The organism is Luteimonas sp. A501, assembly GCF_054052085.1.
In genome coordinates this window covers 528,518-552,569 of sequence record NZ_JBSVRI010000001.1, presented here as the reverse complement: position 1 = coordinate 552,569, position 24,052 = coordinate 528,518, and the positions used below count along the sequence as shown (strand labels likewise).

The following is a 24,052-nucleotide window of genomic DNA, read 5'->3' as shown; positions in this document are numbered from 1 at the left end:
CGCCATGGACCGCAAGCTGCTCGACATCCTCGTCTGCCCCGCCAGCCGCCAGCCGCTGGCGCTGCTGGAACCCGCAGGGCTCGACGCGCTGAACCGCGCCATCAACGCCGGTGGCGTGCAGCGCGGCGACGAGGCCGTGCAGGCCGAGCCACTGCGCGAAGCCCTGGTGACCCGCGATCGCCGCACCGTCTACCGCATCGACGACGGCATCCCGGTGCTGCTGGCCGAGGACGCGATCGCCACCGCGCAGGTCGGCGGCTTCCCGGGCGCATGAGCGCCGTCGGCACCGGTCCGGACGCCGCCATCGTCTCCGCCGACGTCGAGCGCGCGCTGGCCGAAGACATCGGCAGCGGCGACGTCACCGCCGCCCTGCTTCCGGACGCACCGGAATCGGCCTACCTGTTGTGCAAGGAGGACGCCGTGGTCTGCGGCCGGCCGTGGTTCGACGCCTGCCACCGCGCGCTGGACCCGGAGATCGCCATCGACTGGCGCTTCAGCGACGGCGACCACGTACGCGCCGGCACCGTGCTGGCCACGCTCCAGGGCCGCACCCGCGCCCTGGTCAGCGCTGAGCGCACCTCGCTCAACTTCATGCAAACGCTGTCCGGCACGGCGACCACCGTGGCCGCCCACGTGGAAGCCGTGCGCGGCACCCGTGCGCGCATCCTCGACACCCGCAAGACCCTGCCCGGCCTGCGCATCGCGCAGAAGTACGCGGTACGCGTGGGCGGCGGCGACAACCACCGCATGGGCCTGCACGATGCGGTGATGCTCAAGGAAAACCACGTGCGCGCCGCCGGCTCCATCGCCGCGGCCATCGCGGCCGCGCGCGCCAGCCAGCCGCGGCTACCGCTGATCGTGGAGGTCGAGACCCTGGCCGAGCTGCGCGACGCGCTCGAGGCCGGCTGCGACCGCATCCTCATCGATGACTTCGACGCCGACACCCGCCGCGAGGCGGTGCGCATCACGGCGGGCCGGATTCCGCTCGAGGTGTCGGGTGGGGTCGACCTGGATTCACTGCGCGCGATCGCCGCCGACGGCGTCGATTGCATCTCGATCGGCGGCCTGACCAAGCATGTGCAGGCAATCGACCTTTCGCTGAAGCTCGGGCCGGTTCCGGCCTAGCTGGCGCTAGCGCAGCAACAGCCACGCCGCCGCGGCCAGCACGGCGAGCGCGGCGACCCACCACCATGCGGATACTGCGGAGCCCCCCGCCGCACGCCTTGGCTTGCGCCCCGGCCGTGGGCGTTCGACCGCAGCGCCCGGTGCCACCACGCGGAAGCGCAGCACGTCGAAGCCTAGCTCGTCGCCATGCTGCGCCCAGGCGCGCTGCCGCGGCTCCTCGTTGAGCAGCCAGCCGTTGGTGGAGTCGAGGTCTTCCACCAGCAGGCCTTCCGCGGTCGGCGTCAGCCGAACGTGCTGGCGTGAGATCCCCGGATGATCGAGGTGGATCCCGGAGTCCGGCGCGCGGCCGAGCACCGTTGGCCCCACCAGTGGGAATGTGCGACCGAAGCCCGCCCCAGCCACGCCGCGCAGCACGTAGCGCGGCAGCGCCGGACGCACGACGGTGGCCGTGGTTGCCGCGCGCGCGATCGGTGACGGCGTCGGCAGGCCGAGGGTTTCATCTGCGTTGCGGAGGCTGTTCATAGGTGGAAACTGGGATGTGGTGCGTGAAGCCCGCGCAAAGGCTTGCTCAAACTGCGGGTTGGCCCCAGATTGCACAGCCATGCCCAGTCTCATCCTGCTAATGATAGCCGGCGCCATCGCCTACGCGTGGTGGAACGCGGCCCGCGCGGCCAGCGAACACGCCATCGACGTCGGCCGCGCCGCCTGCCGTACTGCCGGCGTGCAGTTGCTCGACCAGACCGTGCATGCCATCGGGTCGCGCCTGCGCCGCCGCAGCGACGGGCGACTCGGGCTGGAGCGGAGCTTCCGCTTCGAGTATTCGCACGATGGCACCGACCGCCAGCGCGGCCGCATGGTCTTCCACGGAAACCGGCTGGTGTCGTTCACCGGCCCGGCACCGGCGGTGGCGTCCAGCCTGCAGGGCGACGACTGAGCCACGCCGACCTGGCCCTGACGGATCGCCTACTTGATCACGCGCAGGTGCGCACCGCGGCGCGGGGTTGGTGAACCATCGTCGTCACCGTCGCCGTCATCGCTTCCGTCGCCGCCGCGATCCTCGCGCGGGGCTTCGTCATCCACGCCGCCGGGCACCACGCCGAGCACGACTTCGCTACCGGACGTTCCACGGACATCTTCGTCGGCGCCCGCCGCATCGCCGTCCGTGCCGCCTGCGGTACCGCCCACCTGGTCATCGGGCAGCGCCATGCCCTGCCCGGTCTCCCGGGCATAGATGGCCAGCACTGCGCCAACCGGCACCGTCACCGGATGGCTGACACCGCCAAAGCGCGCGGTGAAGCTCACCGCCTCGTTGTCCATGTGCAATCGGGAGACCGCGCGCTCGGCGACGTTGAGCACCACGCGCCCGTCCTTCACGGTATGCGGGGGCACGCGCACGCCGGGACCGAGCGCATCCACCAGAAGGTGGGGCGTCATCCCGTTGTCCACGATCCATTCGTACAGCGCCCGCAGCAGGTAGGGGCGGTGGCTGGTCATCCGGGACACGTCATTCATGCCCGGATTCTACCGCGAGCCGGGGTCAGGCCGGCAGCTCGCGCAGATGACGCTCCTGCGGGGTCAGGCTGCGCGTGAACCCGGGGTTGCGGAAAATCCTGCTGCCATAGTCCTCGATCGCCTTGCCATCCTTCGGCAGCGGCACGCCAAGCGCTTCCAGGCGCCAGATGATCGGCGCCATCGCGCAGTCGGCGAGGCTCATTTCGGGATTGAGGAAGAACTTGTAGGCCTTGAACAACGGCACGGACGCGGTCAGCAAGTCCTTCAGGCGCTTGCGCGCGGCATCGGCCTGGGCCTTGGTGCCGGTCTGGATCATGCGCACCTCGGGCACCCAGTCGTGCTCGAGGCGCAGCATCGCCAGGCGCAGCCGCGCGCGGGACAGCGGATCGACCGGCATCAGCGGCGGATGCGGATAACGCTCGTCCAGGTACTCGGTGACCACGCTCGAGGCGTAGAGCACCAGGTCCCGCTCCACCAGGGTCGGCACCGAATGATAGGGATTGAGGTCGAGCAGGTCCTCGGGCGGGTCCTTGGGATCGACGGTGATCAGGTCGTAGGTGACGCCCTTGGCCGCGAGCACCAGCCGCACGCGGTGGCACAGGACATCATCGGCGGAGGAAAAGAGCGTGAGTGCATTACGCATGCGCGGACTCGCTGCCATCATCGAACAACTCCCTTCAGTGCACGTCCTTCCAGTATTCCTTCTTCAGCAGCCACGCCAGGAAGGTGAAGAATGCGAGGAACAGCAGTACCCACACGCCGATCGCCTCGCGCTTGACCGCCACCGGCTCACCGGCGTACTCGAGGAACGCGGTGATGTCGCGCGCAGCCTGGTCGAACTGCAGCGGATCCATGGTGCCCGGCGATGCCACTTCCAGGCGATCGATCAGCGGATCGCCCGTGGCCTCGTCCTTGCCACCGTAGATCGGGCGCTGGATGCCTTGCATTTCCCACAGCACGTTCGGCATCGACGCGTTGGGGAACACGGTGTTGTTCCAGCCAAGCGGACGCTCCTCGTCGATGTAGAAGGCTTTGAGGTAGCTGAAGATCCAGTCTCCGCCGCGCACGCGCGAGGTCAGGCTGAGGTCGGGCGGCACGGTCCCGAACCAGTCGCCGGCGTGCTCGGCCGGCATCGCGGTCAGGATCTGCTCGCCGAACGCGGCGCCGGTGAAGTTGAGGTTGGCCATCACCTCGTCTTCGGTCAGCCCGAGGTCCTCGGCCATGCGCGAGTAGCGCAGGTACTTCAGCGAATGGCAGGAGGAGCAGTAGTTCATGTACAGCTGCGCGCCACGCTGCAGCGACGCCTTGTCGCTGAGGTCGGTACCGGCGTGCTGCACCGGGCCACCGGCCGCGGCCAGGGCCGAGAACGAGAGCAGCATGGAGGCCGCGAACACCGCGACGCGGCTGATGAGGGTCATGGGCTTAGTCATGCGTGGTCACCCGATCCGGCACCGGCTTGGTCTTGTCGAGCTTCGTCCACAGCGGCATGGTGATGAAGAAGGCGAAGTAGAAGAAGGTCAGGAAGCGGCCGATGATGGTCTCGACCGGGTCGGTACCCGGGCCGGCGCCGATCTTGCCCAGCCAGATGAAGGTGAGCGCGAACAGGCCGAGCAGCACCTTCGACATCAGGCCGCGGTAGCGGTACGACTTGACCTTGGCGCGGTCGAGCCAGGGCACCAGGAACAGGATCGCGATGGCGCCGAACATCACCAGCACGCCGCCGAGCTTGTCCGGCACCACGCGCAACATCGCGTAGTACGGCGTGTAGTACCACACCGGCTTGATGTGCTCGGGCGTCACCAGGTGGTTGGCCTCGGTGAAGTTGTCATGCTCGAGGAACCAGCCGCCGAAGGCCGGCGCGAAGAAGATGATGAAGGCCGCGATCATCAGGAAGAAGCCCACGCCCACCAGGTCCTTGACCGTGTAGTAGGGGTGGAACGGGATGCCGTCGGCCGGCTTGTTCGCGTCCCAACGGTTGCCCTTGGGGCCCTTCTTGATGTCGACGCCGTCGGGGTTGTTCGAGCCCACTTCATGCAGCGCGCCCAGGTGCAGCACGACCAGCAGCAGCAGCACCAGCGGCAGCGCGATCACGTGCAGCGCGAAAAAGCGGTTGAGCGTGGCATCGCTGGGCAGGTAGTCGCCCATGATCCATTCGACCAGGCCGTTGCCGATGATCGGGATCGCGCCGAACAGCGAGATGATCACCTTCGCGCCCCAGAACGACATCTGGCCCCAGGGCAGCACGTAGCCCAGGAAGGCCTCGGCCATGAGCACCAGGTAGATCAGCATGCCGAGGATCCACACCAGCTCGCGCGGCTTCTGGTAGCTGCCGTACATCAGCCCGCGGAACATGTGCAGGTAAACGACGATGAAGAACAGCGAGGCGCCGGTGGAGTGCATGTAGCGGATCAGCCAGCCCCACTCGACGTCGCGCATGATGTATTCGACCGAGGAGAAGGCCTCGGCCGCGGACGGCTTGTAGTGCATCGTCAGGAAGATGCCGGTGACGATCTGGTTGACCAGCACCAGCATGGCCAGCGAGCCCATGTAGTACCAGAAGTTGAAGTTCTTCGGCGCGTAGTACTCGGTCATGTGCTTGCGGTACATCGGCATCATGCCGGGCGCACGCTCGTTGACCCAGTCCATCAGGTTGTTGGCGGTTCGCGTGATCACGTTCGACATGGCTTACGCGGCCCCCTGCGGATCGACGCCGATGACGATGGTGTTGTCGTCGACGAAATGGTGCGGTGGCACCACGAGGTTGGTCGGTGCCGGCACGCCCTGGTAGACGCGGCCGGCCATGTCGAACTTCGACTTGTGGCAGGGGCAGAAGTAGCCGCCCTTCCAGTTGGCGTCGAACGGTGCCGGGCGGATCTCGGCGACCATTTCCGGCGAGCAGCCCAGGTGGGTGCAGATGCCCACGAGCACGGAGATCTCCGGCTTCAGCGAGCGCAGTTCGGGGTTCGCCTCGCGGATGTACTCCGGCTGCTGCTCGATGTTCTCGGACATCGGATCGCGCAGCTGGTCGTCCAGCGTCGGCAGCAACTGCAGGACTTCCTGCGAGCGCTTGACGATCCAGATCGGCTGGCCGCGCCACTCGAACACCAGGCGCTCGCCCTCGGCCAGCGCACTGATGTCCGCGGTCACGGGCGCGCCCGCGAGCTGCGCGCGCTGGCTCGGGAACCAGGTCTTGACGAATGGAACCACGGCCACGCCGGCGCCCGCGGCGCCGACCACCGCAGTGGTGGCTGTCAGGAAGCGGCGGCGGCCATGATCGACCGTGCCCCCCTCGACAGGATCCAGAACCCCTTCATTGCCCATCCGCCACTCCGAAAAATCGTACGGTCGCCATGTGTAAGTCGCTGTCCCGGCGGGGCCCGGCCTGCCGGCCCGCCGCCAAAGACAATGAAGTGTAGCGGAACGCCGATTCAGGGGACAACGTGGAACACGCGGTTCCGCCACGCCGGCCGCTCAATTGGCCGCCAACTGCCCCCGATAGCGAGCCGCAAGGACGCCCACGCGCTCGACGTAGCGCCGGGTTTCCTTGTACGGCGGCACGCCCTTGTGGCGATCGACCGCGCCTTCGCCGGCGTTGTAGCCCGCAGCGGCCAGGGTCAGGTCGCCGTTGAAGCGCTTGAGCAACCAGGCCAGATACCGGACCCCGCCGCGGATGTTCTGCGCGGGATCGAAGGCATTGGTGACCCCGAAGCGGTCGGCGGTGGCCGGCATCAGCTGCATCAGGCCCTGGGCACCGACGCGCGACAGCGCATTCGGGTTGAAGGCGGATTCTGCATGCATCACTGCGCGGATCACCGCTTCCTCGACACCGAACTCCGTCGCCGCCGCCTTGACCTCGGCATCGTAGGCGCTGGTGTTGAGGCGGACGTTGCCGAAGTTCAGGCCAGGTGAGCCGCAGGCGTAGCAGGTTTCGAAGAAGCTGTAGCTGATCGAGCGCAGCGCCGAGGCGCCGCCGCCGCCAGCGGGCTTGCGGCTGGTGTAGTGGCGCACGCCGTCCTTGACGTAGGAGTAGACCTGGCCCTGGACCAGGCGCCGCGCGCCGCTGCCCGACGACGGCGCGGACGGAACCTGCACCACCGCGGGTGCCGTGGAACCGGCGCCCATGAAGCTGGCCGGCGCGTTGGCATCCAGCGAGGCGGGCGATCCCTGGACCGCGGTCGATGCGTTCACCGCCCCGACGGCGCCCGGCGTGGTGGACGGCTGGCTGGGACGGGACGGTCGGCTGGGCCGGTAGGTACTGGCAACGGTGCAGCTCGCGCCCTTGATGCGCTTGCTGACATAGCTCGCCACGCCGTCACCGGCGTCGCAGCGGTAGATGGTGCCGGCCACGGCCGGGCCGGCCGCCGCCATGCAGGCCAGGCCGATCGTCGCCGCGCAGGCGAAACCCGTGAATTTGCCGTAGCGATTCATCCCCGCCCCTCCATCGCGCGCAGTCTCCATGCTTGAGGCGGCCTTGCCAAGGCCTGAAACCGTGACCATACCCAAGGAAACGGCCACCCACCGCCCCTCCGGCCATTGCCTGAGGGGTGCCGACCCACCTCGGGATGACCGCGGCGCCCGTTTCGCAGCCATAGCTGCTCCTACAGGACCGGGCCAGAGGGGCTTTGGCGCATTCGCGGCTGCAGCTCCTGCAACAGCGGGGCTGCGGCGTGGCTTTCGCGGGGTTTAGACTGGCGGCTCCGCATCTGCCATCCGGCCCGGACTGACCGCCGTGCCCCGGAACCACCATGACCACCAAGACCCCGCCGGGCTCCACGCCCGAAGCCGCCGCCGCGCCCGCCCGCAAGCTGTTCATCCAGACCCACGGCTGCCAGATGAACGAGTACGACTCGGCGCGCATGGCCGACGTGCTGGCCGCCTCCGACGGACTCGAACTCACCACGAACGTCGACGAAGCCGACGTGATCCTGGTCAATACCTGCTCGATCCGCGAAAAGGCACAGGAGAAGGTGTTCAGCCAGCTGGGCCGCTGGAAGTCGCTCAAGCAGGGCGGCCGTCCGGTGCTGATCGGCGTCGGCGGCTGCGTCGCCAGCCAGGAGGGCGCGGCGATCGTGAAGCGCGCGCCGTACGTCGACCTGGTGTTCGGCCCGCAGACCCTGCACCGGCTGCCCGAGATGCTCCGCGGGCGCCGCGAGACCGGCCTGCCCCAGGTCGACATCAGCTTCCCGGAGATCGAGAAGTTCGACCGCCTGCCCGAGCCGCGCGCCGATGGCCCCAGCGCCTTCGTCTCGATCATGGAGGGTTGCAGCAAGTACTGCTCGTTCTGCGTGGTGCCCTACACACGCGGCGAGGAGGTCAGCCGGCCGTTCGAGGACGTGCTGGTCGAGGTCATGCAGCTGGCCGCGCAGGGCGTGCGCGAGGTGAACCTGCTGGGCCAGAACGTCAACGCCTATCGCGGGCCGATCGCCGCGGCCGACGCCGCGGACGGGGATTCCGGCGGTGACCCGACAGCGGGCGGGCCGGAGTTCGCCGACCTCGGCCTGCTGATCCGCACAATCGCCGAGATCGAGGGCATCGACCGCATCCGCTTCACCACCTCGCATCCGCTGGAGTTCTCGGATTCACTGATCGAGGCCTACCGCGACGTGCCGCAGCTCGCCAACTACCTGCACCTGCCCGTGCAGTCCGGCAGCGACCGCATCCTGTCGGCGATGAAGCGGGGCTACACGGCGCTGGAGTTCAAGCAGAAGATCCGCAGGCTGCGCGCGGTGCGGCCCGACATCTCGATTTCGTCCGACTTCATCGTCGGCTTCCCGGGCGAAACCGACGCCGACTTCGAGAAGACCATGAAGCTGATCGAGGAGGTGGGCTTCGACCAGTCGTTCTCCTTCATCTATTCGCGCCGCCCGGGCACGCCCGCCGCCGACCTCGAAGACAAGGTGACGGCCGCGGAAAAGCACGCGAGGCTGTCTCGGTTGCAGGCGCGCATCAACGACCACGCTGCGGGCATCTCGCGGACGATGCTCGGGAGCGTGCAGAAGGTGCTGGTCACCGGACCGTCGCGCAAGGACCCGAACGAGCTCACCGGCAAGACCGAGAACATGCGCTCGGTGAACTTCGCCGGCCCGCCGCGACTGGTCGGCCAGTTCGTCGACGTGCTGATCACCGGCGCACTCAGCAACTCGCTGCGCGGCCGGGTGGCCACGGTCGATGCATCCGCCGAAGCACCGGTCGGGGCCTGAGGAGACGCCGTGGCCCCGCGGCGCCAGCACCCGGACGCGCCGCCACCGCGCAGGCGGCTCGACCCGCTGGGGCTGTGGCTTTGCGGCTTGGCCATCCTGGGCCTGGCGCGCACCTGGATGTACCTGGTGCGCGACGGCGGCGCGGCCGGCGCCGTTGGCTGGATCTGGTTTGGCGGATCGCTGCTGATGGCCGTGATCGGCTTCGTTCTGCTGGCGCGCGGCCTGCCGGTCGTTGCCCGCCCCCAGCCTGGCCGGACGGACCGTCCACCGCCGCGGTAAGCATCGGCCGGGCCGTGGATCGGGTCCGGCAGCCAGCCGGGCCAGGGTTCGCCGGCGCAATCCCCGGTGCAGCGCCCAGCCACCCGTCACAGCGCGACCATGGTCCCGGGACGGGCGGCACGCTACCCTTCCCCGCCTATGGCCAGCACACACCAGCGCGACTTCACCCTCGAACCCGCCGACACCGAACGGCTGGCCAACCTCAGCGGGCCCTTCGACGGCCACCTGCGCCAGATCGAACTGGCGCTTGGCGTGGAGATCGCCAATCGCGGCAACATATTCCGCGTCACCGGCGACGATGCCGGGCGCGTCGATGGCGCCGAGCGCCTGCTGCACGACCTCTATGGCGAAGCCGGCACCGAAACCTTCGATGGCCACGCGATCAACCTGCGCCTGAACGCAGTCCGCGCCGCCCAGGACGACCAGGACGCCGGCAGCGGCGCCCGGGCCGCGCGCAACGCCGACCCGGATTTCGTGCCCCAGGACGTCGCGATCCGGGTCAAGCGCGGCACCATCCGCGGCCGCGGCGCGAACCAGCAGAAGTACCTGCACGCGATCGCCACCCACGACATCAACTTCGGCATCGGCCCGGCCGGCACCGGCAAGACCTTCCTGGCCGTGGCCAGCGCGGTCGAGGCGCTCAACGAATCGCGCGTGCAGCGCCTGGTGCTGGTGCGTCCGGCGGTCGAGGCCGGCGAGAAGCTCGGCTTCCTGCCCGGCGACCTGTCGCAGAAGGTCGATCCCTACCTGCGCCCACTGTACGACGCGCTCTACGAAATGATGGGCGTGGAAACCGTGCTCCGGCTGCTGGAGAAGAACGTCATCGAGATCGCGCCGCTGGCCTACATGCGCGGGCGCACCCTCAACGACGCCTACGTGATCCTCGACGAGGCCCAGAACACCACCATCGAGCAGATGAAGATGTTCCTGACCCGGCTCGGCTTCGGCAGCACGGCGGTGGTCACCGGCGACCTCACCCAGATCGACCTGCCGAAGTCGGTGAAGTCGGGCCTGCGCGACGCGGTCGAGGTGCTGCACGACGTCGAAGGCGCCAGCTTCACCTTCTTCGAGTCGCGCGACGTGGTCCGCCATCCGCTGGTGGCGCGCATCGTCAACGCCTACGAGCGCCGCGACGCGCAGGACGCGTCCAGCGGCCCGGCGTAGACTGCGCCCATGACCAAGGGTCCGGTCCGCCTCGATGTCGCCGTTGGCTATGCCCTGCCCCGCGCCGGGCTGCCGGCGGCGGTGAGCTTCCGCAAATGGGTGGCCGCGGCGCTGGCCGGACGCATCCGCGAGGCCGACCTCGCCATCCGCCTGGTGGACGCGAAGGAAGGCCGGTCCCTCAACCGCCACTACCGCGGCAAGGACTACGCCACCAACGTGCTCAGCTTCCCGGCCGAGCTTGACGAAGACATCAAACTGCCCCCCGGCGTGCACATGCCGCTGCTGGGCGACCTGGTGCTCTGCGCTCCGGTCATCGCCCGCGAGGCCCGCGAACAGGGCAAGCCGCTGGCCGCCCATTACGCCCACCTGACCGTCCACGGCAGCCTGCACCTGCTGGGCTGGGACCACGGCAACGACGTCGAGGCCGAGGCGATGGAGCAACTGGAGCGGGACATCCTGGCCGGACTGGGCATCGACGATCCCTACCGCGCGGCCTGAGCGGACGCGGTAAACTGCAGGGCCGCCCTTCCCCCAGGGCGATGACACGAGCGAGATGTCCGAAGACGACAGTAGTAGCCAGGGCAACAACGGTGCCACTCCGGATCACCCGGAACGGCGCCGCGGCTGGCTGGAGCGCCTGAGCTCCGCGATTTCCGGTGATCCCAGCACGCGCGACGACCTCGTCGAGCTGCTGCGCGATGCCCAGGCCGACGGCCTGGTCGAAGCCGACACCCTGCGCATGATGGAAGGTGCCATCGCGGTGTCCGACATGACCGTGGGCGACGTCATGGTCCCGCGCTCGCAGATGGTCTCGCTGCCGGTCGAATCCCGCTTCATCGACCTGATGAAGGACGTGGTCGAATCCGGCCACTCGCGCTTCCCGGTGCACGGCGACGACAAGGACGAGATCCTGGGCATCCTCCTGGCCAAGGACCTGCTGCGCGGCGTGGTCGCCGACAACGGCCCGGGCACGGTGCGCGAGCTGCTGCGCCCGGCGGTGCTGATCCCGGAGTCGAAGAAGCTCAACGTGCTGCTGCGCGAGTTCCGCCAGTCGCGCAACCACATGGCGATCGTGATCGACGAGTACGGCGGCGTGGCCGGCGTGATCACGATCGAGGACGTGCTCGAGGAAATCGTCGGCGAGATCGACGACGAGCACGACGATGCCAACGATCCTGACGCGCAGATCGCCGCCCAGGCCGACGGCCAGTACGTCGTCGACGCGCTGACCCCGATCGACGACTTCAACGAGCGTTTCGGCGCCGACTTCGACGACGACGAGTACGACACCATCGGCGGCCTGGTCACTGCCGCCATAGGCCACCTGCCTGAAACCGGCGAGGAGCTGACGCTGGGCCGGTTCAGCTTCCGCGTCGCCAGCGCCGACGCGCGCCGGCTGCATGCGCTGCACCTGTCGATCCATGGCGACTGAGTCCCGCCGGGCAGCCGCCGGCATGCCCGCGGGCCCCGATCGCACGCCACGCGCCATGCGCACCCTTGCCCGGCGCCTGGCCCGCACCCTGCTGCTGGTGCTCCTCGCCTGCACGCTGCCGGCTCTGGCGGCGCCGCGCATCGGCGTGGCCACCATGCAGCCGGGCGAGATCTTCTTCGAACGCTTCGGCCACAACGCGATCGTGGTCGACGACCCGGCGGCCGGCCCGCCGCTCTCCTACAACTTCGGCTTCTTTGATCCAACCGAGCCGGATTTCGTGGCCCGGTTCGCGCGCGGCGACATGCGCTACCGCCTGGTCGTCCTGCCGCTCGCCGACGACCTTGCCTACTATCGCGACGTCGGCCGTGGCGTTTCGATCCAATGGCTTGATCTCGACGCCACCCAGGCCGCCGGCCTCGCCGCCCGTCTCGCCGAAAACGCGCGCCCCGAGAACGCCGAGTACGCCTACGACTACTTCACCGACAACTGCTCAACGCGCGTGCGCGACGCCATCGACGAGAGCCTTGGCGGTGCGCTGCGCCGCCATATGCAGGGGCGTTCGCAGGGCAATACCTACCGCAGCGAAGCCGTACGCCTGGCACGCCCCGCGGCCTGGATGGCGCTGGGCTTCGATCTCGGCCTGGGGCCCGCCGCCGACCGCCCCAACGCGCTCTGGGACGATGCCTTCGTGCCGATGCGACTGGCCACCGCACTGCGCGACGTGAGCCATGCGGACGGGCGGCCGCTGGTGGCATCGGAGGAAGCGCTGCTGCCGCACCGGATCGGCCCCGAGCCCGAACCGCGCCGGGTCGCCTGGGTCCCGTGGCTTGTTGCAGGACTCGCGCTGGCCGCGTTCGCCTGGTCGCAGCGCGGGCGCCCCCGCGCCGTGGCGTGGGCGGCGATGGCGACATGGCTGGCCTGCGCCCTGGTCGGTGCACTCATGCTTTACATCTGGCTGGGCACCGCGCACCGCTTCGGCTGGGCCAACCACAACCTGGTGTTGTTCAATCCGCTGTGCCTGCTGCTGCTCCCGGGCGCATGGCGCGTCGCACGTGGTGGCGAAGGCGGCACGGCGTTCCGGGTCCTGTCGGCGATCGTCGCCGCGCTGGTGCTGCTGTCACCGTTCCTGCTGTGGATGCCGCTGCAGTCACAACGCAACGGCCACTGGATCGCCCTGATGCTGCCGCTGCACCTGGCCCTGGTGGCGGTCCTTCGCCGCCCCCGGCGCGAAGGCGCATGATGCGGCGATGACCGCCCCCGCGCCGCCGCTGCCCGCCTGCGTCATCAACAGCGCCGCATATGACCGCGAAGGCCGGCGGCGCGACATCAGCCTCGACGAAATCAGCGATGTGCTCGCCGTCGATGACGGCAGCTTCGTCTGGGTCGGGCTGTTCGAGCCCGACGAGGCGGTGCTGGCCAAGCTGCAGGAGGAGTTCGACCTGCATGCACTTGCCGTCGAGGACGCCCACCACGCCCACCAGCGCCCGAAGCTGGAAGCCTATGGCGACTCGCTGTTCGTCACGACCAACACCGCGCAGGTGGTCGACGAACGCATCCGCTACGGCGAAACCCATGCCTTCCTGGGCGCGCGCTACCTGGTGACCGTGCGCCATGGCGCCTCGGCGTCCTACACCCCTGCGCGGGCGCGGGTGGAGCGCAATCCGGGGTTGCTGGGGCTGGGTCCCGGCTTCGCCCTGTATGCGGTGCTCGACGCCATCGTCGACGACTACGTGCCGATCGTGGACGAGTTCAAGGCGACGCTGCTGGCGTTGGAACAGGACATCTTCCGCGACACCTTCCACCGCGGCATCCTGCGCCGCCTGTACGACCTCAAGCGCGAACTGACGTACATGCGCGTGGCCCTGACCCCGATGCAGGACGTGTTGTCGCAGCTGCTGCGCAGCAGCACGCCCCTGCTGCACGACGAGATCCGCCTGTACCTGCGCGACGTGCTGGACCATTCCGTGCGGATCAACGACAGCATCGACATGCTCCGCGACATGCTGGGCACGGCGATCAGCGTCAACCAGGCGCTGGTGACGCTGGCACAAGGCGAGGTCGTGAAGCGCCTCGCCGGCTGGGCCGCGCTGCTGGCCGCGCCCACCCTGATCACCAGCTGGTACGGCATGAACTTCGCACACATGCCCGAGCTGTCGGGCCGCTGGAGCTATCCGGTCCTGGTGGGGGTGGTGGCGGTGGTGGTGGTCGCGCTCTACTCGTACCTGCGCAAGGTGCGGTGGCTCTGAGCAACGCCCGCGGCCTGCGACCAAAGTCGTAGACCCGATCGTGTCGCATCGCAGCATTGACAATTGACCCCGGCGGGCCATGGGTAGACCCTTGTTGCAGCCTGCAACCTGACGGGGAATCACATGAAGGGTGGACTCGGAAAACTGGCCTGGGCGGTGCTTGCGCTGCTCGGTGCGTTCTGCCTCGGAACCATCGCCCTGCGTCGCGGCGAACCCATCAACGCGCTGTGGATCGTGGTCGCGGCGATCTCGATCTACCTCGTGGCGTACCGCTTCTACGCGCGCTTCATCGCCGACAGGGTCTTCGAGCTGGACGCGACCCGCGCAACGCCGGCGATGATCAACAACGACGGCCTGGACTACGTGCCCACCAACAAGCACGTGCTGTTCGGCCACCACTTCGCCGCGATCGCGGGCGCCGGCCCGCTGGTCGGCCCGGTGCTGGCGGCCCAGATGGGCTACCTGCCCGGCACCCTGTGGCTGATCGTCGGCGTGGTGCTTGCCGGCGCGGTGCAGGACTTCATGGTGCTGGTGGTCTCCAGCCGCCGCGACGCCCGCTCGCTCGGCGACCTGGTGCGCGAGGAGATGGGCCAGGTGCCCGGCACCATCGCGCTGTTCGGCGCCTTCCTGATCATGATCATCATCCTGGCCGTGCTGGCGATGATCGTGGTGAAGGCCCTGGCCGAGAGTCCCTGGGGCATGTTCACCGTGATCGCAACGATGCCGATCGCGATCTTCATGGGCATCTACATGCGCTACCTCCGGCCCGGCAGGGTCGGCGAAATTTCGGTCATCGGCCTGGTGCTGCTGGTGGCGGCGATCTGGTACGGCGGCCAGGTCGCCGCGCACCCGACCTGGGGTCCGGCCTTCACCTTCACCGGCGTCCAGATCACCTGGATGCTGATCGGCTACGGCTTCGTCGCCGCGGTGCTGCCGGTGTGGCTGCTGCTGGCGCCGCGCGACTACCTGTCCACCTTCCTCAAGATCGGCGTGATCATCGGCCTGGCGGTCGGCATCCTGATCGTGATGCCGGAGCTGCGCATGCCTGCGCTGACCCAGTTCACCGACGGCACCGGCCCGGTCTGGAAGGGCTCGATGTTCCCGTTCCTGTTCATCACCATCGCCTGCGGCGCGGTCTCGGGCTTCCACGCGCTGATCGCATCCGGCACCACGCCCAAGCTGATGGCCAACGAGCGCCATGCGCCGTACCTTGGTTACGGCGGCATGCTGATGGAATCGTTCGTGGCGATCATGGCCATGGTCGCGGCATCGATCATCGACCCGGGCGTGTACTTCGCCATGAACAGCCCGGCGGCGGTCATCGGCACCGACCCGGCGGCGGTGGCTGAAATCGTGTCGAGCTGGGGCTTCGTGGTCACGCCCGAGGTGCTGATCCAGACCGCCGAGGACGTTGGCGAGGCCTCGATCATTTCCCGCGCCGGCGGCGCGCCGACGCTGGCCGTGGGCATCGCGCAGATCTTCCACGCGGTGATCCCGGGCGACGGCATGATGGCGTTCTGGTACCACTTCGCGATCCTGTTCGAGGCGCTGTTCATCCTCACCGCGGTCGACGCCGGCACCCGCGCCGGGCGCTTCATGCTGCAGGACCTGCTCGGCAACTTCGTCCCGGTCATGCGCAAGACCGACGCCTGGGTGCCGAACCTGGTCGCCACCGCGGGCTGCGTGGCGCTGTGGGGATACTTCCTGTACCAGGGCGTGACCGACCCGCTGGGCGGCATCAACATGCTGTGGCCGCTGTTCGGCATCGCCAACCAGATGCTGGCGGGCATCGCGCTGATGCTGTGCACGGTGGTGCTGTTCAAGATGAAGAAGGACCGCTACGCCTGGGTGTCGATCGTGCCCACGGTGTGGCTGCTGGCCTGCACGCTCAGCGCCGGCTGGATCAAGATCTTCGACGGCAATCCCGGCGTGGGCTTCATGGCGCAGGCCAACAAGTACCGCGCGGCGCTGGATGCCGGCGAGCTGATCGCGCCCTCGAAGGACTTCGGCGGCATGCAGCAGATCATGATCAACAACTACGTCAACGCGGGCCTGACGGCACTCTTCATGTTCGTGGTGCTGGCGGTGCTGTTCTACTCGGTGCTCGCGGTCCGCAAGGCGCGCGCGAACCCGGCGCGCACCGATCGCGAGACACCCTACGTCGCGCTGACCGAAGAGCAGCAGAAGGTCTGGCTCTGATGGCCGGCCAGCTGGTCACGCTGGACCACTTCGCCACGCACAAGCGTGTGTGGCGGAGGATGGTGCAGACCGCCCGGCTGTGCTGTGGCATCCCGGACTACGACAACTACGTGCGCCACGTGCTGGAGAAACATCCGGACCGCGAGCCGATGGACTACCCGACCTTCTTCCGCGAACGCCAGGAGGCCCGCTACGGCGGGCGCGGCGGGTTTCGCTGCTGCTGAGGACCCAGCGCCCATGGCACGCGTCGCGGCTGCTGCCGCGATGATCCACGCGCCCACCCGGCTCAGGCGCCGGCCATCATCCTCAGCACCTGCCCGATGCCATAGGCGACCACGGTGCCGGTGGCGTAGCCCACTGTCCCCAGCAGAACACCCACGGGCGCCAGCGACGGATGGAAGGCGGCGGCCACCACTGGCGCGGACGCCGCGGCGCCGATGTTGCCCTGCGAGCCCACCGCGAAATAGAACAGGGGTGCCCGCACCAGCCTTGCCGCGGCGAACAGCACGAGGATGTGCACCGCCATCCAGATCAGGCCGATCACGACCAGCTCCAAGCGCTCGGCGAGCTTGAAGAAGTCCATCTGCATGCCGATGCAGGCGATCAGGAAGTAGAGGAACACCGTACCCATCTTCGACGCGCCGGCGTTCTCCAGCCGGCGCATGGGCGTGAAGCTGAGCAGCAGGCCGCCCAGCGTGGACAACACGATCACCCAGACGAAGGGCGCGTCGAGGCTGAACTGGCTGGCCCAGCTCGTGTTGGCCTTGAACCAGGCCGAGGCCGGGTCCGCGATGAAGTGCGCGAGGCCGACCAGGCCGAAGGCCACGCCCACGATCACCATCAGGTCGGTGAGCGTGGGGATGCGGGCGTTGGCGGCCTCATAGGCCGAGATGCGGTCCTTCATTTCGTCGATGGCCCGCGTGTCGGCACCGGTGCGCGCGTCGATCTGCGGGGCGCGGTTGGCCAGGAACAGCAGCGTGGCCAGCCACAGGCTGGCGATGGCCACGTCGACCACCGCGAACTGGCCGAACAGGGTCGCATCGACCTCGTAGATCTCGCGGATCGCCACCATGTTGGCGCCGCCGCCGATCCAGCTGCCCGACAGCGCGGCCATGCCCTTCCAGGTGTCGCCGGCCACGGCGGCCGGCCAGAACCATTCCATCAGCTGGAAGCTGACGAAGGCGCCCAGGGCGATGCCCAGGGTGCCGGCGCAGAACACGAACAGCAGCTTCGGTCCAAGCCTGAGGATGCCCTTGAGGTCGATCGACAGCGTCAGCAGCACCAGCGCCGCCGGCAGCAGCACGCGGCTGGCAACCGGGTTGTAGAGCGCGCTGTTCTCACCGTCGATCAACCCGGCGGTGTTGTAGATCGCAGGCACGAAGTAGCACAGCAGCAGCGCCGGCACCCAGGCGAAGAACTTCTTCCAGAACGGCGTCGGGCCCGATGCCAACCAGAAAATCAGCCCCAGGGATGCTGCGATCAGGCCGAACACGACGATGTCGTTGGTGATCAGCGGTGCAACGGCGTCGATCGCATCGGCGGCGCCGACCGGATCCATGGCGTCGATGGCGGCGGCTTCGGCGGAGGCGTCGGGCGCGGTGGATGCAGGTGCCATCGGCAGGGTTCCTGTCGCTCGTGTAGGAGCAGCTATAGCTGCGAATCAAAAGGATGCGGGGTCACGCGCGGCCGGCACCGGGCCGGCCGCGCGCGGTAACGCCTACTCGCCGATGTGCTGTTTCAGCCAGGCGTTGACGGTGTCGTGCCAGAGAATGCTGTTCTGCGGCTTCAGCACCCAGTGGTTCTCGTCCGGGAAGTACAGCAGCTTCGACTCGATGCCCCGGCGCTGCAGCGCGGTGAACGCGGACAGGCCCTGGTCCACCGGCACCCGGTAGTCCTTCTCGCCCTGCACCACCAGCATCGGCACCTTCCACTTCGACACGTGGTTGACCGGGTTGAACTTCTCGTAGGCCTTGGGGTTGTCGTACGGCGTGCCGCCGTTTTCCCACTCGGTAAACCACAGCTCCTCGGTCACGTAGCCCATCGAGCGCGTGTCGAACACGCCGTCGTGGTTGACCAGGCACTTGAACGGCGCGTTGCCCTGGCGGTCGAACCAGTTGCCGGCCAGCCAGTTGACCATGTAGCCGCCGTAGCTGGCGCCAAGCGCGCAGGCGCGGTCGCCGTCCAGGTAGTCGTACTTCTCCTGCGCCGCCGCCCAGCCCTTCTGCAGGTCGACCAGCGGCGCATCGCCCCAGTTGCCGGTGATGGCGTCGGTGAAGTCCTGGCCGTAGCCGGTGGAGCCGTGGAAATCGATCATCACCACCGCATAGCCCTGGCCGGCATAGGTCTGCGGGTTCCAGCGGTAGCTCCAGCCGTTGCCGAAGCTGCCCTGCGGGCCGCCGTGGATCAGGAAGGCCACCGGATACTCGCGGCCCTCCTCGAAGTTCCAGGGCTTGACCACGTAGCCGTGCACGGTGGCGTCGTCCGCGCCCTTGAAACTGAACTGCTCGAAGGCGCCGAAGTCGACCCCGGGCAGGCGCTCGGCCGCGGTCGGGGTGATCGCGCGCTGGCCCTGGCCATCAAGCGAGGCCGCGTAGATGACGTCGCCGGTGTCGATGGCGTTGCGGCTGAAGACCAGGCTGTCGCCGGCGACTGCGAACGAGGACACGCTGCCGCCATCGACCAGGCGCGTGACCTCGCCGCTCGCGACGTCGACGGTGAACAGCGGGTATTCGCCTGTGTCCTGCGCGGCCACGTACAGCGCGCGGCCGTCGGGCGACGGCGTGATGCTGCTGGGCGAACGGTCCCAGTCGGGCGCGATTTCGCGGCGCTCGCCGCTGGCAAGGTCCAGCGCCATCAGCGCGTAGCGGTCGGCCTCGAAGCCGGCGCGCGCCATCGCGCGATAGAACAGGGTCTGGCCGTCGGCGCTGAACACCGGGCCTGCATCCCAGGCCTTGTTGTCCGCAGTCAGGTTGACCGGCGCGGCGGAACCCGCGGCGTCCAGGCGGTAGAGGTCGTAGTTGGTCGACCAGGCCTCTTCGCGGCCGGCCACGTTCACGCTGGCCACGATGCTTGCGCCATCCGGCGCCCAGGCGTAATCACCGGCGCCGCCGAAGGGCTTGCCCGGCACGTCGCCGTCGAGCGCGCCGCTCACCGCGGTGGCGGCGACGACCGGCTTGCCCTTGCCGCCCGGCAGGTTGGCGACGAAGAGGCGGTTGCGGCGGCCATCGGCCCAGGTATCCCAGTGGCGGACGAACAGCTGGTCGTAGACCACGCCGGTGGCCTTCGACGCCTCGCGTTCGTCCAGTCGCGCCTTGGTGCAGGCAAAGTCCGCACCGCAGTCGCCGAAGGTGTCGGCACTGAACGCGATGCGGCTGCCGTCCGGCGAGACGTGGTAGGTGCCGACATCGGCCTCGAACGCAGTCAGCTGGCGCGGCTTGCCGCCAGCCAGCGGGATCGCGTAGAGCTGCTGCGAGCCGTTCTTCGCGCTGAGGAAGTAGACCGTGGCGCCGTCGGGCGAGAACGACGGCGAATTGACGCTCCAGCCCTCCGGCGTGAGCCGCTTGGGCGGCGCCAGGTCGCGGGTCACCAGGTTGCGCGCGTACAGCGCCGAAGACGCGCTGTTGGCCTCGAGCTCGACGGTGCGCTGCGCGAACACCAGGTGCCTGCCATCCGGCGACAGCGTCGGCGAAGACACGCGTTGCATGGCGGCGAGGTCGCGCGCCTCGAGGCCGCGGGCATCGGCGACCGCGGGCAGCGCGGCGAACAGGCACAGGGTCAGCAGGGCGATGCGCGGCATGGATCGGGACTCCGGACGGAAAGTCCCGATGGTAGGGGCCGGCGGCGGCGGGCGCAAAGGCGGAAGGTCAGGCTTCCCGCTTCCCGCTGCTGCGATACAGCAGCCACGCAACCACTGCCATCACCATCAGGCCGACCCACTGGTTGAAATGCAGCGACTCCGCCACCGCCAGCACGTCGGCGCGCTCGGTGAGCACGATCGGCACGGCGATGGCGATGCCCATCAACGCCTCGCCGGTGATCAGCCCGGCCGCGAACAGGGTGCCCGGGCGATGGACGCGATCGCGCCCGGCCTCGTCCGTGGCATGCACGCCGTGCCGGCGCTCCACCAGCCACGCCAGCACGCCGCCGAGGAAGATCGGCACCATCAGCTCGATCGGCAGGTAGATGCCGATCGCGGCCGCCAGCACCGGCACGCGGAAGGTCGAGGCGCGCGCCTTCAGCCACTCGTCGAAGGCGATGATCGCCGCGCCGACGCCCGCGCCGATCGCGATCATGTTCCAGGGCAGCTCGCCGCCGAACATGCCCTTGGCCACCGAGGCCATGAGCGTCGCCTGCGGCGCGGCCAGCGAGTTCGGCTGTTCCGGCGTCGGCGCGCCGATGCCGTAGGCCTGGGCCAGCAGGTTGAGCACCGGCGCCATGATCAGCGCGCATGAGAACGCGCCGATGCCGAGCATCAGCTGTTGCTTCCATGGCGTGGCGCCGACGATGTAGCCGGCCTTGAGGTCCTGCAGGTTGTCGCCGCCGACCGCCGCCGCGCAGCACACCACCGCGCCAATCATGATCGCCGCCACCGCGCCCACCGGCGAGTCGCGCCCGAGCAGCAGCACCAGGACCGCGGCGGCGAACAGGATGGTGGCGATGGTGATGCCGGACACCGGGTTGTTCGACGAGCCCACCAGGCCCGCCAGGTAAGCCGACACCGACACGAACAGGAAACCGGCCACGATCATGATGATCGTCATCGGCACGCTGACGAACCAGTTGCCGACGATCGCCTGGTACAGCACCAGCAGCGGGATCACGAACAGCAGCAGCGCGATCAGCATCCACTTCATCGGCAGGTCGCGCTCGGTCTCGGGGACCTCCCCGTCGTTGCCCTTGCGCGCGGCGGCGATGCCGCTCTTCACGCCCGACAGCAGCGATTTGCGCAGCGAAAACAGCGTCCAGATGCCGCCGATCAGCATCGCACCCACGCCCAGGTAGCGGATCTTCGTCGACCAGATCGCGCCGGCGGCATCCGCGGCCGACGCACCGGCCAGCTGCGCGGCAAGCACCGGGTCGCTGCCGAGGAAGAACGCGTGATACAGCGGGATGGCGATGTTCCAGGACAGGATCGCGCCGGACAGCACCACGATGCCGATGTTCAGGCCCACGATGTAGCCCACGCCCAGCAGCGCCGGCGACAGGTTGGTGCCCATGTAGCCCAGGTACCTGTCGATGAAGCCCGCGGCCACGGCATTGTCCGGGATCATGCGCAGGCCGCTCTGGGCCGCGAGCTTGACCACCGCGCCCACGGTGGCGGCCAGGGCCAGGATCTTCAGCCCCTGCCCGGGATTCTCACCGGCCTTGAGCACTTCAGCGGCGGCCTTGCCCTCGGGGAACGGCAGCGGATCCTCGACGATCATCGTGCGCCGCAGCGGCACCGAGAACAGGACGCCAAGCAGGCCGCCGAGACCGGCGATCGCCAGCACCCACCAATAGCGGAAGTCATCCCAGTAGCCGAGGATCACCAGCGCCGGGATGGTGAAGATCACGCCCGCGGCGATCGACGACCCGGCAGAAGCGCCGGTCTGGACGATGTTGTTTTCAAGGATCGTGCCGCCGCCAAGCAGCCGCAGCACGCCCATCGAAACCACCGCGGCCGGAATCGCGGTGGCGATGGTCAGGCCCGCGAACAGGCCGAGGTAGGCGTTGGCCGCGGCAAGGATCACCGCCAGCACGATCGCCAGCAGCACGGCACGGACGGTCAGCTGGGGCACGGAGCCACGTTCATGGTCAGTCATCAAGGTTCATCCCCCGGAGAAGACCCAACGCTAGCCCTCCCGGGCCTACGCGTCCAGATCCCCGCGCCGCGCCGCAGTGGCGGCGGGCGCAGGAAACATCCCGGGCCTATCGTTCGGCCGCGGTCTTGCCGCCCAGGTGCCTGCCAAGGAAGGCGAGCAGCCTGCTGTAGTACTCGTAGCGGTTGGCGTCGTCGTAGTAGCCATGCCCTTCGGTCGGGAAATAGGCCGTCTCGACCGGCACCCCGGCGTTCACCAGGGCGCGCTCCATCTGCTTGCTGTGCTCGATGGGCGCGCGCTCGTCCTTGCCGCCCGCCGCCAGGAACACCGGCACCTTGATGCGATCGGCCATGCGCGTGGGCGACACGGCGCCGAGCGCGTCACGTTCGCCGATCCATTCGCTCAGGTAGGTCATGCCCGAACCGCGCTTCTGCACGTCGCCATGCGTGTGCATGGTCGGCAGGTCGTAGACGCCGACGTTGCCGGCCGCACAGCGGTACAGGGAGGGTTCCTTCGCCGCGCCCATCAGCGCCGCGTAGCCGCCGTAGCTGCTGCCGTAGATGCAGATCCGGCTGGCGTCGGCGATGCCCTGGGCCACGGCCCAGCGGGTGGCGTCGGTGACGTCGTCCTGCATCGCACCACCCCATTGGCGCGCGCCGGCGTGCTCGAACGCGCGACCCTGGCTGCCGGAGCCGCGGAAGTTCACCTGCAGCACGGCGTACCCGGCGTCCGCGAGCATCTGCGCTTCGTTGTCGAAGCCCCAGGTATCGAAGATGCCGAAGGGTCCGCCGTGCGGCAACACCACCATCGGCAGGCCGCGGCCATCCGACCCGGCGGGAATCGTGACGAAGCCTTGCAGCTTCAACCCGTCGCGCGCCTCGAGGCTGACCGGGCGGCGCTCGGCCATCATCGCGGGATCGAACCACTGCGCACGCGCCACGACGTGTGCGGCCTTCTTGTCGACCGTGTCGTAGACGTAGAAGTCGCCCGGATTGCGATCGCTCCAGACCTGGACCAGCACCTTGCGGCCGTCGGCCGTGCTGGAGGTGATGTACACGGCATGGCCTTCGAACGCGGCCTCGAGGCTGCGGTACAGGCGTGCATGCTCGGACTGTGGATCGAAGAACGCAGTCCGCGGCCGGCCATCGACGAACAGCGCGCCCACCGGCACCCGCGTGCCCGGGGCATGGAGGACCACCGGGTCGCCGGTCGCGTCGGCAAGGACCGTGGTCCGCTCACCGGTCGCCACGTCATACGCGACGATCCGGTCGGGCCCTTCCGCCTGTTCGACGTTCAGGTAGGCGATCGCGTTGTCGGCGGAAAACCCCACCGGCCACTCCGCGCGCCCGCTGGCCGACTCGTCGTTGACCAGCACCCAGTCCGCACCGGCGCCGGCACGGTAATAGAGCTTGTTGACGATGTCATAGCCCGCGCCATGCGCAAAGCGCACGGCCCCGGTGTTGTCGGTGGTGAAGCTTGCGTTCCGGATCGGCGCGGTGGCCGCCAGGGTGCGGCGGCCGGTGTAGATGTCCAGGCGCTCGGCGCGCGTATATGGATCGGTGCCGAAACGTTCCGTCGACACCAGCGAATAGCGCGCGTCGTCCAGCAGCGGATCGATCAGGAAGGCGGCCACGCGATCGGCCCGCTGGGTCTGGATGCGGGTCCCCGAGCCCGAACCGACGACGCGCTGGCCGATCAGCAGCTGCTTGTCGCTGCCATCGGCATCCAGTGCATACAGCTCACCGGTGGGCTGCGGCGCGTCCATCGTTCCCATCTTTTCCGCCACGCTGAGCACCACGCGCTCGGGGCTGACCCAGCTGAAGCCCGCGAAGTGCGTGTTCTTGCCAAGCCTCAGCGCGGTCGAGATCTGGTTGTCCGAGGCCTTGATGATGACCAGGCCCATCTGGTCTTCCAGCGGTACCGTCGCCGCGTAGTACTCGCCAGTGGGCGAGAGCTTGATGTCGACGAAGGCATCTTTCTTGACGTATGCATCCAGGTCGATGCCCGTCGCCGCCATCGCCGGCACGGACACCATGGCCAGCATCGCAGCCAGTGCGAACCCACTTCCACGCTTCATCCTGTTTCCCCGAAAATCCG

The 24,052-nt window shown here is 68.6% G+C and carries 22 protein-coding genes and 1 pseudogene; 12 read left to right on the top strand and 11 right to left on the bottom strand.

Translation table 11 applies throughout. The features are described 5' to 3' along the window. The first annotated feature begins 4 nt into the window (after window positions 1–4). Both ACW7G5_RS02515 and nadC read left to right on the top strand, forming a co-directional pair. On the top strand, window positions 5–274 hold the full coding sequence (locus ACW7G5_RS02515) for a Trm112 family protein (protein WP_457001531.1): 270 nt from the start codon (window positions 5–7) through the stop codon (window positions 272–274). Further along, window positions 271–1,125, top strand: a complete 855-nt coding sequence (gene nadC, locus ACW7G5_RS02510) for a carboxylating nicotinate-nucleotide diphosphorylase (protein ID WP_457001529.1) — start codon at window positions 271–273, stop codon at window positions 1,123–1,125. The genes ACW7G5_RS02515 and nadC overlap by 4 nt, the downstream gene beginning before the upstream one ends. Window positions 1,126–1,131: 6 nt before the next feature. Here the strand turns inward: nadC and ACW7G5_RS02505 are convergent, their stop codons facing one another. Continuing rightward, a complete protein-coding gene (locus ACW7G5_RS02505; protein WP_457001528.1) occupies window positions 1,132–1,647 on the bottom strand; it encodes an FHA domain-containing protein in 516 nt (171 codons plus the stop codon). Between the two features lie 79 nt (window positions 1,648–1,726). On the opposite strand from ACW7G5_RS02505, the gene ACW7G5_RS02500 reads away from it, so the two are divergent. Then, window positions 1,727–2,059, top strand: coding sequence for a DUF3301 domain-containing protein (locus tag ACW7G5_RS02500; RefSeq protein WP_457001526.1), 333 nt, complete (start codon window positions 1,727–1,729; stop codon window positions 2,057–2,059). Window positions 2,060–2,088: 29 nt separating this feature from the next. Here the strand turns inward: ACW7G5_RS02500 and ACW7G5_RS02495 are convergent, their stop codons facing one another. From ACW7G5_RS02495 to ACW7G5_RS02470, 6 genes are all read right to left on the bottom strand, one after another. After that, complete coding sequence (locus ACW7G5_RS02495) at window positions 2,089–2,637, bottom strand: ClpXP protease specificity-enhancing factor (RefSeq protein WP_457001524.1); 549 nt, start codon at window positions 2,635–2,637, stop codon at window positions 2,089–2,091. A 25-nt stretch (window positions 2,638–2,662) separates the two neighbouring features. Further along, window positions 2,663–3,298, bottom strand: a complete 636-nt coding sequence (locus tag ACW7G5_RS02490) for a glutathione S-transferase N-terminal domain-containing protein (RefSeq protein WP_457001522.1) — start codon at window positions 3,296–3,298, stop codon at window positions 2,663–2,665. Window positions 3,299–3,314: 16 nt separating this feature from the next. Continuing rightward, window positions 3,315–4,067 carry a cytochrome c1 gene (locus tag ACW7G5_RS02485; RefSeq protein ID WP_457001520.1) on the bottom strand — a complete coding sequence of 251 codons (753 nt, stop codon included), beginning with the start codon at window positions 4,065–4,067 and terminating at the stop codon, window positions 3,315–3,317. Beyond that, a complete protein-coding gene (locus ACW7G5_RS02480) occupies window positions 4,060–5,319 on the bottom strand; it encodes a cytochrome b (RefSeq protein ID WP_457001519.1) in 1,260 nt (419 codons plus the stop codon). Before ACW7G5_RS02480 ends, ACW7G5_RS02485 begins: the two co-directional genes overlap by 8 nt. 3 nt (window positions 5,320–5,322) lie before the next feature. Then, window positions 5,323–5,958: a ubiquinol-cytochrome c reductase iron-sulfur subunit gene (gene petA, locus ACW7G5_RS02475; RefSeq protein ID WP_457001517.1), complete on the bottom strand. Its 636-nt coding sequence runs from the start codon at window positions 5,956–5,958 to the stop codon at window positions 5,323–5,325. 150 nt (window positions 5,959–6,108) lie between these two features. Next, the gene (locus ACW7G5_RS02470; protein WP_457002827.1) at window positions 6,109–7,005 is read right to left on the bottom strand and encodes a transglycosylase SLT domain-containing protein; all 897 of its coding nucleotides are present in this window, start codon (window positions 7,003–7,005) and stop codon (window positions 6,109–6,111) included. 434 nt (window positions 7,006–7,439) lie between these two features. Between ACW7G5_RS02470 and miaB the strand changes: the two are divergent. From miaB to ACW7G5_RS02425, 9 genes and pseudogenes are all read left to right on the top strand, one after another. Then, window positions 7,440–8,837 (top strand): annotated as a pseudogene (miaB, locus tag ACW7G5_RS02465) (tRNA (N6-isopentenyl adenosine(37)-C2)-methylthiotransferase MiaB); the annotation flags it as partial. Window positions 8,838–8,846: 9 nt separating this feature from the next. After that, window positions 8,847–9,116: a hypothetical protein gene (locus ACW7G5_RS02460; RefSeq protein ID WP_457001515.1), complete on the top strand. Its 270-nt coding sequence runs from the start codon at window positions 8,847–8,849 to the stop codon at window positions 9,114–9,116. Window positions 9,117–9,254: 138 nt separating this feature from the next. Continuing rightward, window positions 9,255–10,280 (top strand): PhoH family protein, encoded by a 1,026-nt coding sequence (locus ACW7G5_RS02455; RefSeq protein ID WP_457001513.1) that lies wholly within the window; start codon window positions 9,255–9,257, stop codon window positions 10,278–10,280. A gap of 9 nt (window positions 10,281–10,289) precedes the next feature. Then, window positions 10,290–10,778, top strand: coding sequence for an rRNA maturation RNase YbeY (gene ybeY, locus ACW7G5_RS02450; RefSeq protein ID WP_457001511.1), 489 nt, complete (start codon window positions 10,290–10,292; stop codon window positions 10,776–10,778). A 55-nt stretch (window positions 10,779–10,833) separates the two neighbouring features. Continuing rightward, entirely contained in the window at window positions 10,834–11,712 is an 879-nt protein-coding gene (locus ACW7G5_RS02445; protein WP_457001509.1) for an HlyC/CorC family transporter, read from the top strand. Between the two features lie 55 nt (window positions 11,713–11,767). Beyond that, window positions 11,768–12,952: a lipoprotein N-acyltransferase Lnb domain-containing protein gene (locus ACW7G5_RS02440; protein ID WP_457001507.1), complete on the top strand. Its 1,185-nt coding sequence runs from the start codon at window positions 11,768–11,770 to the stop codon at window positions 12,950–12,952. 7 nt (window positions 12,953–12,959) lie between these two features. After that, window positions 12,960–13,958, top strand: coding sequence for a magnesium and cobalt transport protein CorA (locus ACW7G5_RS02435; RefSeq protein WP_457001505.1), 999 nt, complete (start codon window positions 12,960–12,962; stop codon window positions 13,956–13,958). A 123-nt stretch (window positions 13,959–14,081) separates the two neighbouring features. Beyond that, window positions 14,082–16,157 (top strand): carbon starvation CstA family protein, encoded by a 2,076-nt coding sequence (locus ACW7G5_RS02430; protein ID WP_457001503.1) that lies wholly within the window; start codon window positions 14,082–14,084, stop codon window positions 16,155–16,157. Beyond that, window positions 16,157–16,381 (top strand): YbdD/YjiX family protein, encoded by a 225-nt coding sequence (locus ACW7G5_RS02425; RefSeq protein WP_457001501.1) that lies wholly within the window; start codon window positions 16,157–16,159, stop codon window positions 16,379–16,381. The genes ACW7G5_RS02430 and ACW7G5_RS02425 overlap by 1 nt, the downstream gene beginning before the upstream one ends. A 62-nt stretch (window positions 16,382–16,443) precedes the next feature. Here the strand turns inward: ACW7G5_RS02425 and ACW7G5_RS02420 are convergent, their stop codons facing one another. The 4 genes from ACW7G5_RS02420 to ACW7G5_RS02405 form a co-directional block, all read right to left on the bottom strand. Beyond that, complete coding sequence (locus tag ACW7G5_RS02420) at window positions 16,444–17,715, bottom strand: DUF819 family protein (RefSeq protein ID WP_457002826.1); 1,272 nt, start codon at window positions 17,713–17,715, stop codon at window positions 16,444–16,446. 159 nt (window positions 17,716–17,874) lie between these two features. After that, complete coding sequence (locus ACW7G5_RS02415) at window positions 17,875–19,953, bottom strand: prolyl oligopeptidase family serine peptidase (protein ID WP_457001499.1); 2,079 nt, start codon at window positions 19,951–19,953, stop codon at window positions 17,875–17,877. 67 nt (window positions 19,954–20,020) lie between these two features. Beyond that, entirely contained in the window at window positions 20,021–21,958 is a 1,938-nt protein-coding gene (locus ACW7G5_RS02410) for an OPT family oligopeptide transporter (RefSeq protein WP_457001497.1), read from the bottom strand. Window positions 21,959–22,064: 106 nt separating this feature from the next. Continuing rightward, a complete protein-coding gene (locus tag ACW7G5_RS02405) occupies window positions 22,065–24,032 on the bottom strand; it encodes an alpha/beta hydrolase family protein (RefSeq protein ID WP_457001495.1) in 1,968 nt (655 codons plus the stop codon). Window positions 24,033–24,052 lie beyond the last annotated feature (20 nt).

Coding starts and splice junctions, on each gene's coding strand:
- ACW7G5_RS02515 (WP_457001531.1), top strand. CDS start 5: ATGGACCGCAAGCTGCTCGACATCCTCGTCTGCCCCGCCAGCCGCCAG.
- nadC (WP_457001529.1), top strand. CDS start 271: ATGAGCGCCGTCGGCACCGGTCCGGACGCCGCCATCGTCTCCGCCGAC.
- ACW7G5_RS02505 (WP_457001528.1), bottom strand. CDS start 1,647: ATGAACAGCCTCCGCAACGCAGATGAAACCCTCGGCCTGCCGACGCCG.
- ACW7G5_RS02500 (WP_457001526.1), top strand. CDS start 1,727: ATGCCCAGTCTCATCCTGCTAATGATAGCCGGCGCCATCGCCTACGCG.
- ACW7G5_RS02495 (WP_457001524.1), bottom strand. CDS start 2,637: ATGAATGACGTGTCCCGGATGACCAGCCACCGCCCCTACCTGCTGCGG.
- ACW7G5_RS02490 (WP_457001522.1), bottom strand. CDS start 3,298: ATGGCAGCGAGTCCGCGCATGCGTAATGCACTCACGCTCTTTTCCTCC.
- ACW7G5_RS02485 (WP_457001520.1), bottom strand. CDS start 4,067: ATGACTAAGCCCATGACCCTCATCAGCCGCGTCGCGGTGTTCGCGGCC.
- ACW7G5_RS02480 (WP_457001519.1), bottom strand. CDS start 5,319: ATGTCGAACGTGATCACGCGAACCGCCAACAACCTGATGGACTGGGTC.
- petA (WP_457001517.1), bottom strand. CDS start 5,958: ATGGGCAATGAAGGGGTTCTGGATCCTGTCGAGGGGGGCACGGTCGAT.
- ACW7G5_RS02470 (WP_457002827.1), bottom strand. CDS start 7,005: ATGGCGGCGGCCGGCCCGGCCGTGGCCGGCACCATCTACCGCTGCGAC.
- ACW7G5_RS02455 (WP_457001513.1), top strand. CDS start 9,255: ATGGCCAGCACACACCAGCGCGACTTCACCCTCGAACCCGCCGACACC.
- ybeY (WP_457001511.1), top strand. CDS start 10,290: ATGACCAAGGGTCCGGTCCGCCTCGATGTCGCCGTTGGCTATGCCCTG.
- ACW7G5_RS02445 (WP_457001509.1), top strand. CDS start 10,834: ATGTCCGAAGACGACAGTAGTAGCCAGGGCAACAACGGTGCCACTCCG.
- ACW7G5_RS02440 (WP_457001507.1), top strand. CDS start 11,768: ATGCGCACCCTTGCCCGGCGCCTGGCCCGCACCCTGCTGCTGGTGCTC.
- ACW7G5_RS02435 (WP_457001505.1), top strand. CDS start 12,960: ATGACCGCCCCCGCGCCGCCGCTGCCCGCCTGCGTCATCAACAGCGCC.
- ACW7G5_RS02430 (WP_457001503.1), top strand. CDS start 14,082: ATGAAGGGTGGACTCGGAAAACTGGCCTGGGCGGTGCTTGCGCTGCTC.
- ACW7G5_RS02425 (WP_457001501.1), top strand. CDS start 16,157: ATGGCCGGCCAGCTGGTCACGCTGGACCACTTCGCCACGCACAAGCGT.
- ACW7G5_RS02420 (WP_457002826.1), bottom strand. CDS start 17,715: ATGGATCCGGTCGGCGCCGCCGATGCGATCGACGCCGTTGCACCGCTG.
- ACW7G5_RS02415 (WP_457001499.1), bottom strand. CDS start 19,953: ATGCCGCGCATCGCCCTGCTGACCCTGTGCCTGTTCGCCGCGCTGCCC.
- ACW7G5_RS02410 (WP_457001497.1), bottom strand. CDS start 21,958: ATGACTGACCATGAACGTGGCTCCGTGCCCCAGCTGACCGTCCGTGCC.
- ACW7G5_RS02405 (WP_457001495.1), bottom strand. CDS start 24,032: ATGAAGCGTGGAAGTGGGTTCGCACTGGCTGCGATGCTGGCCATGGTG.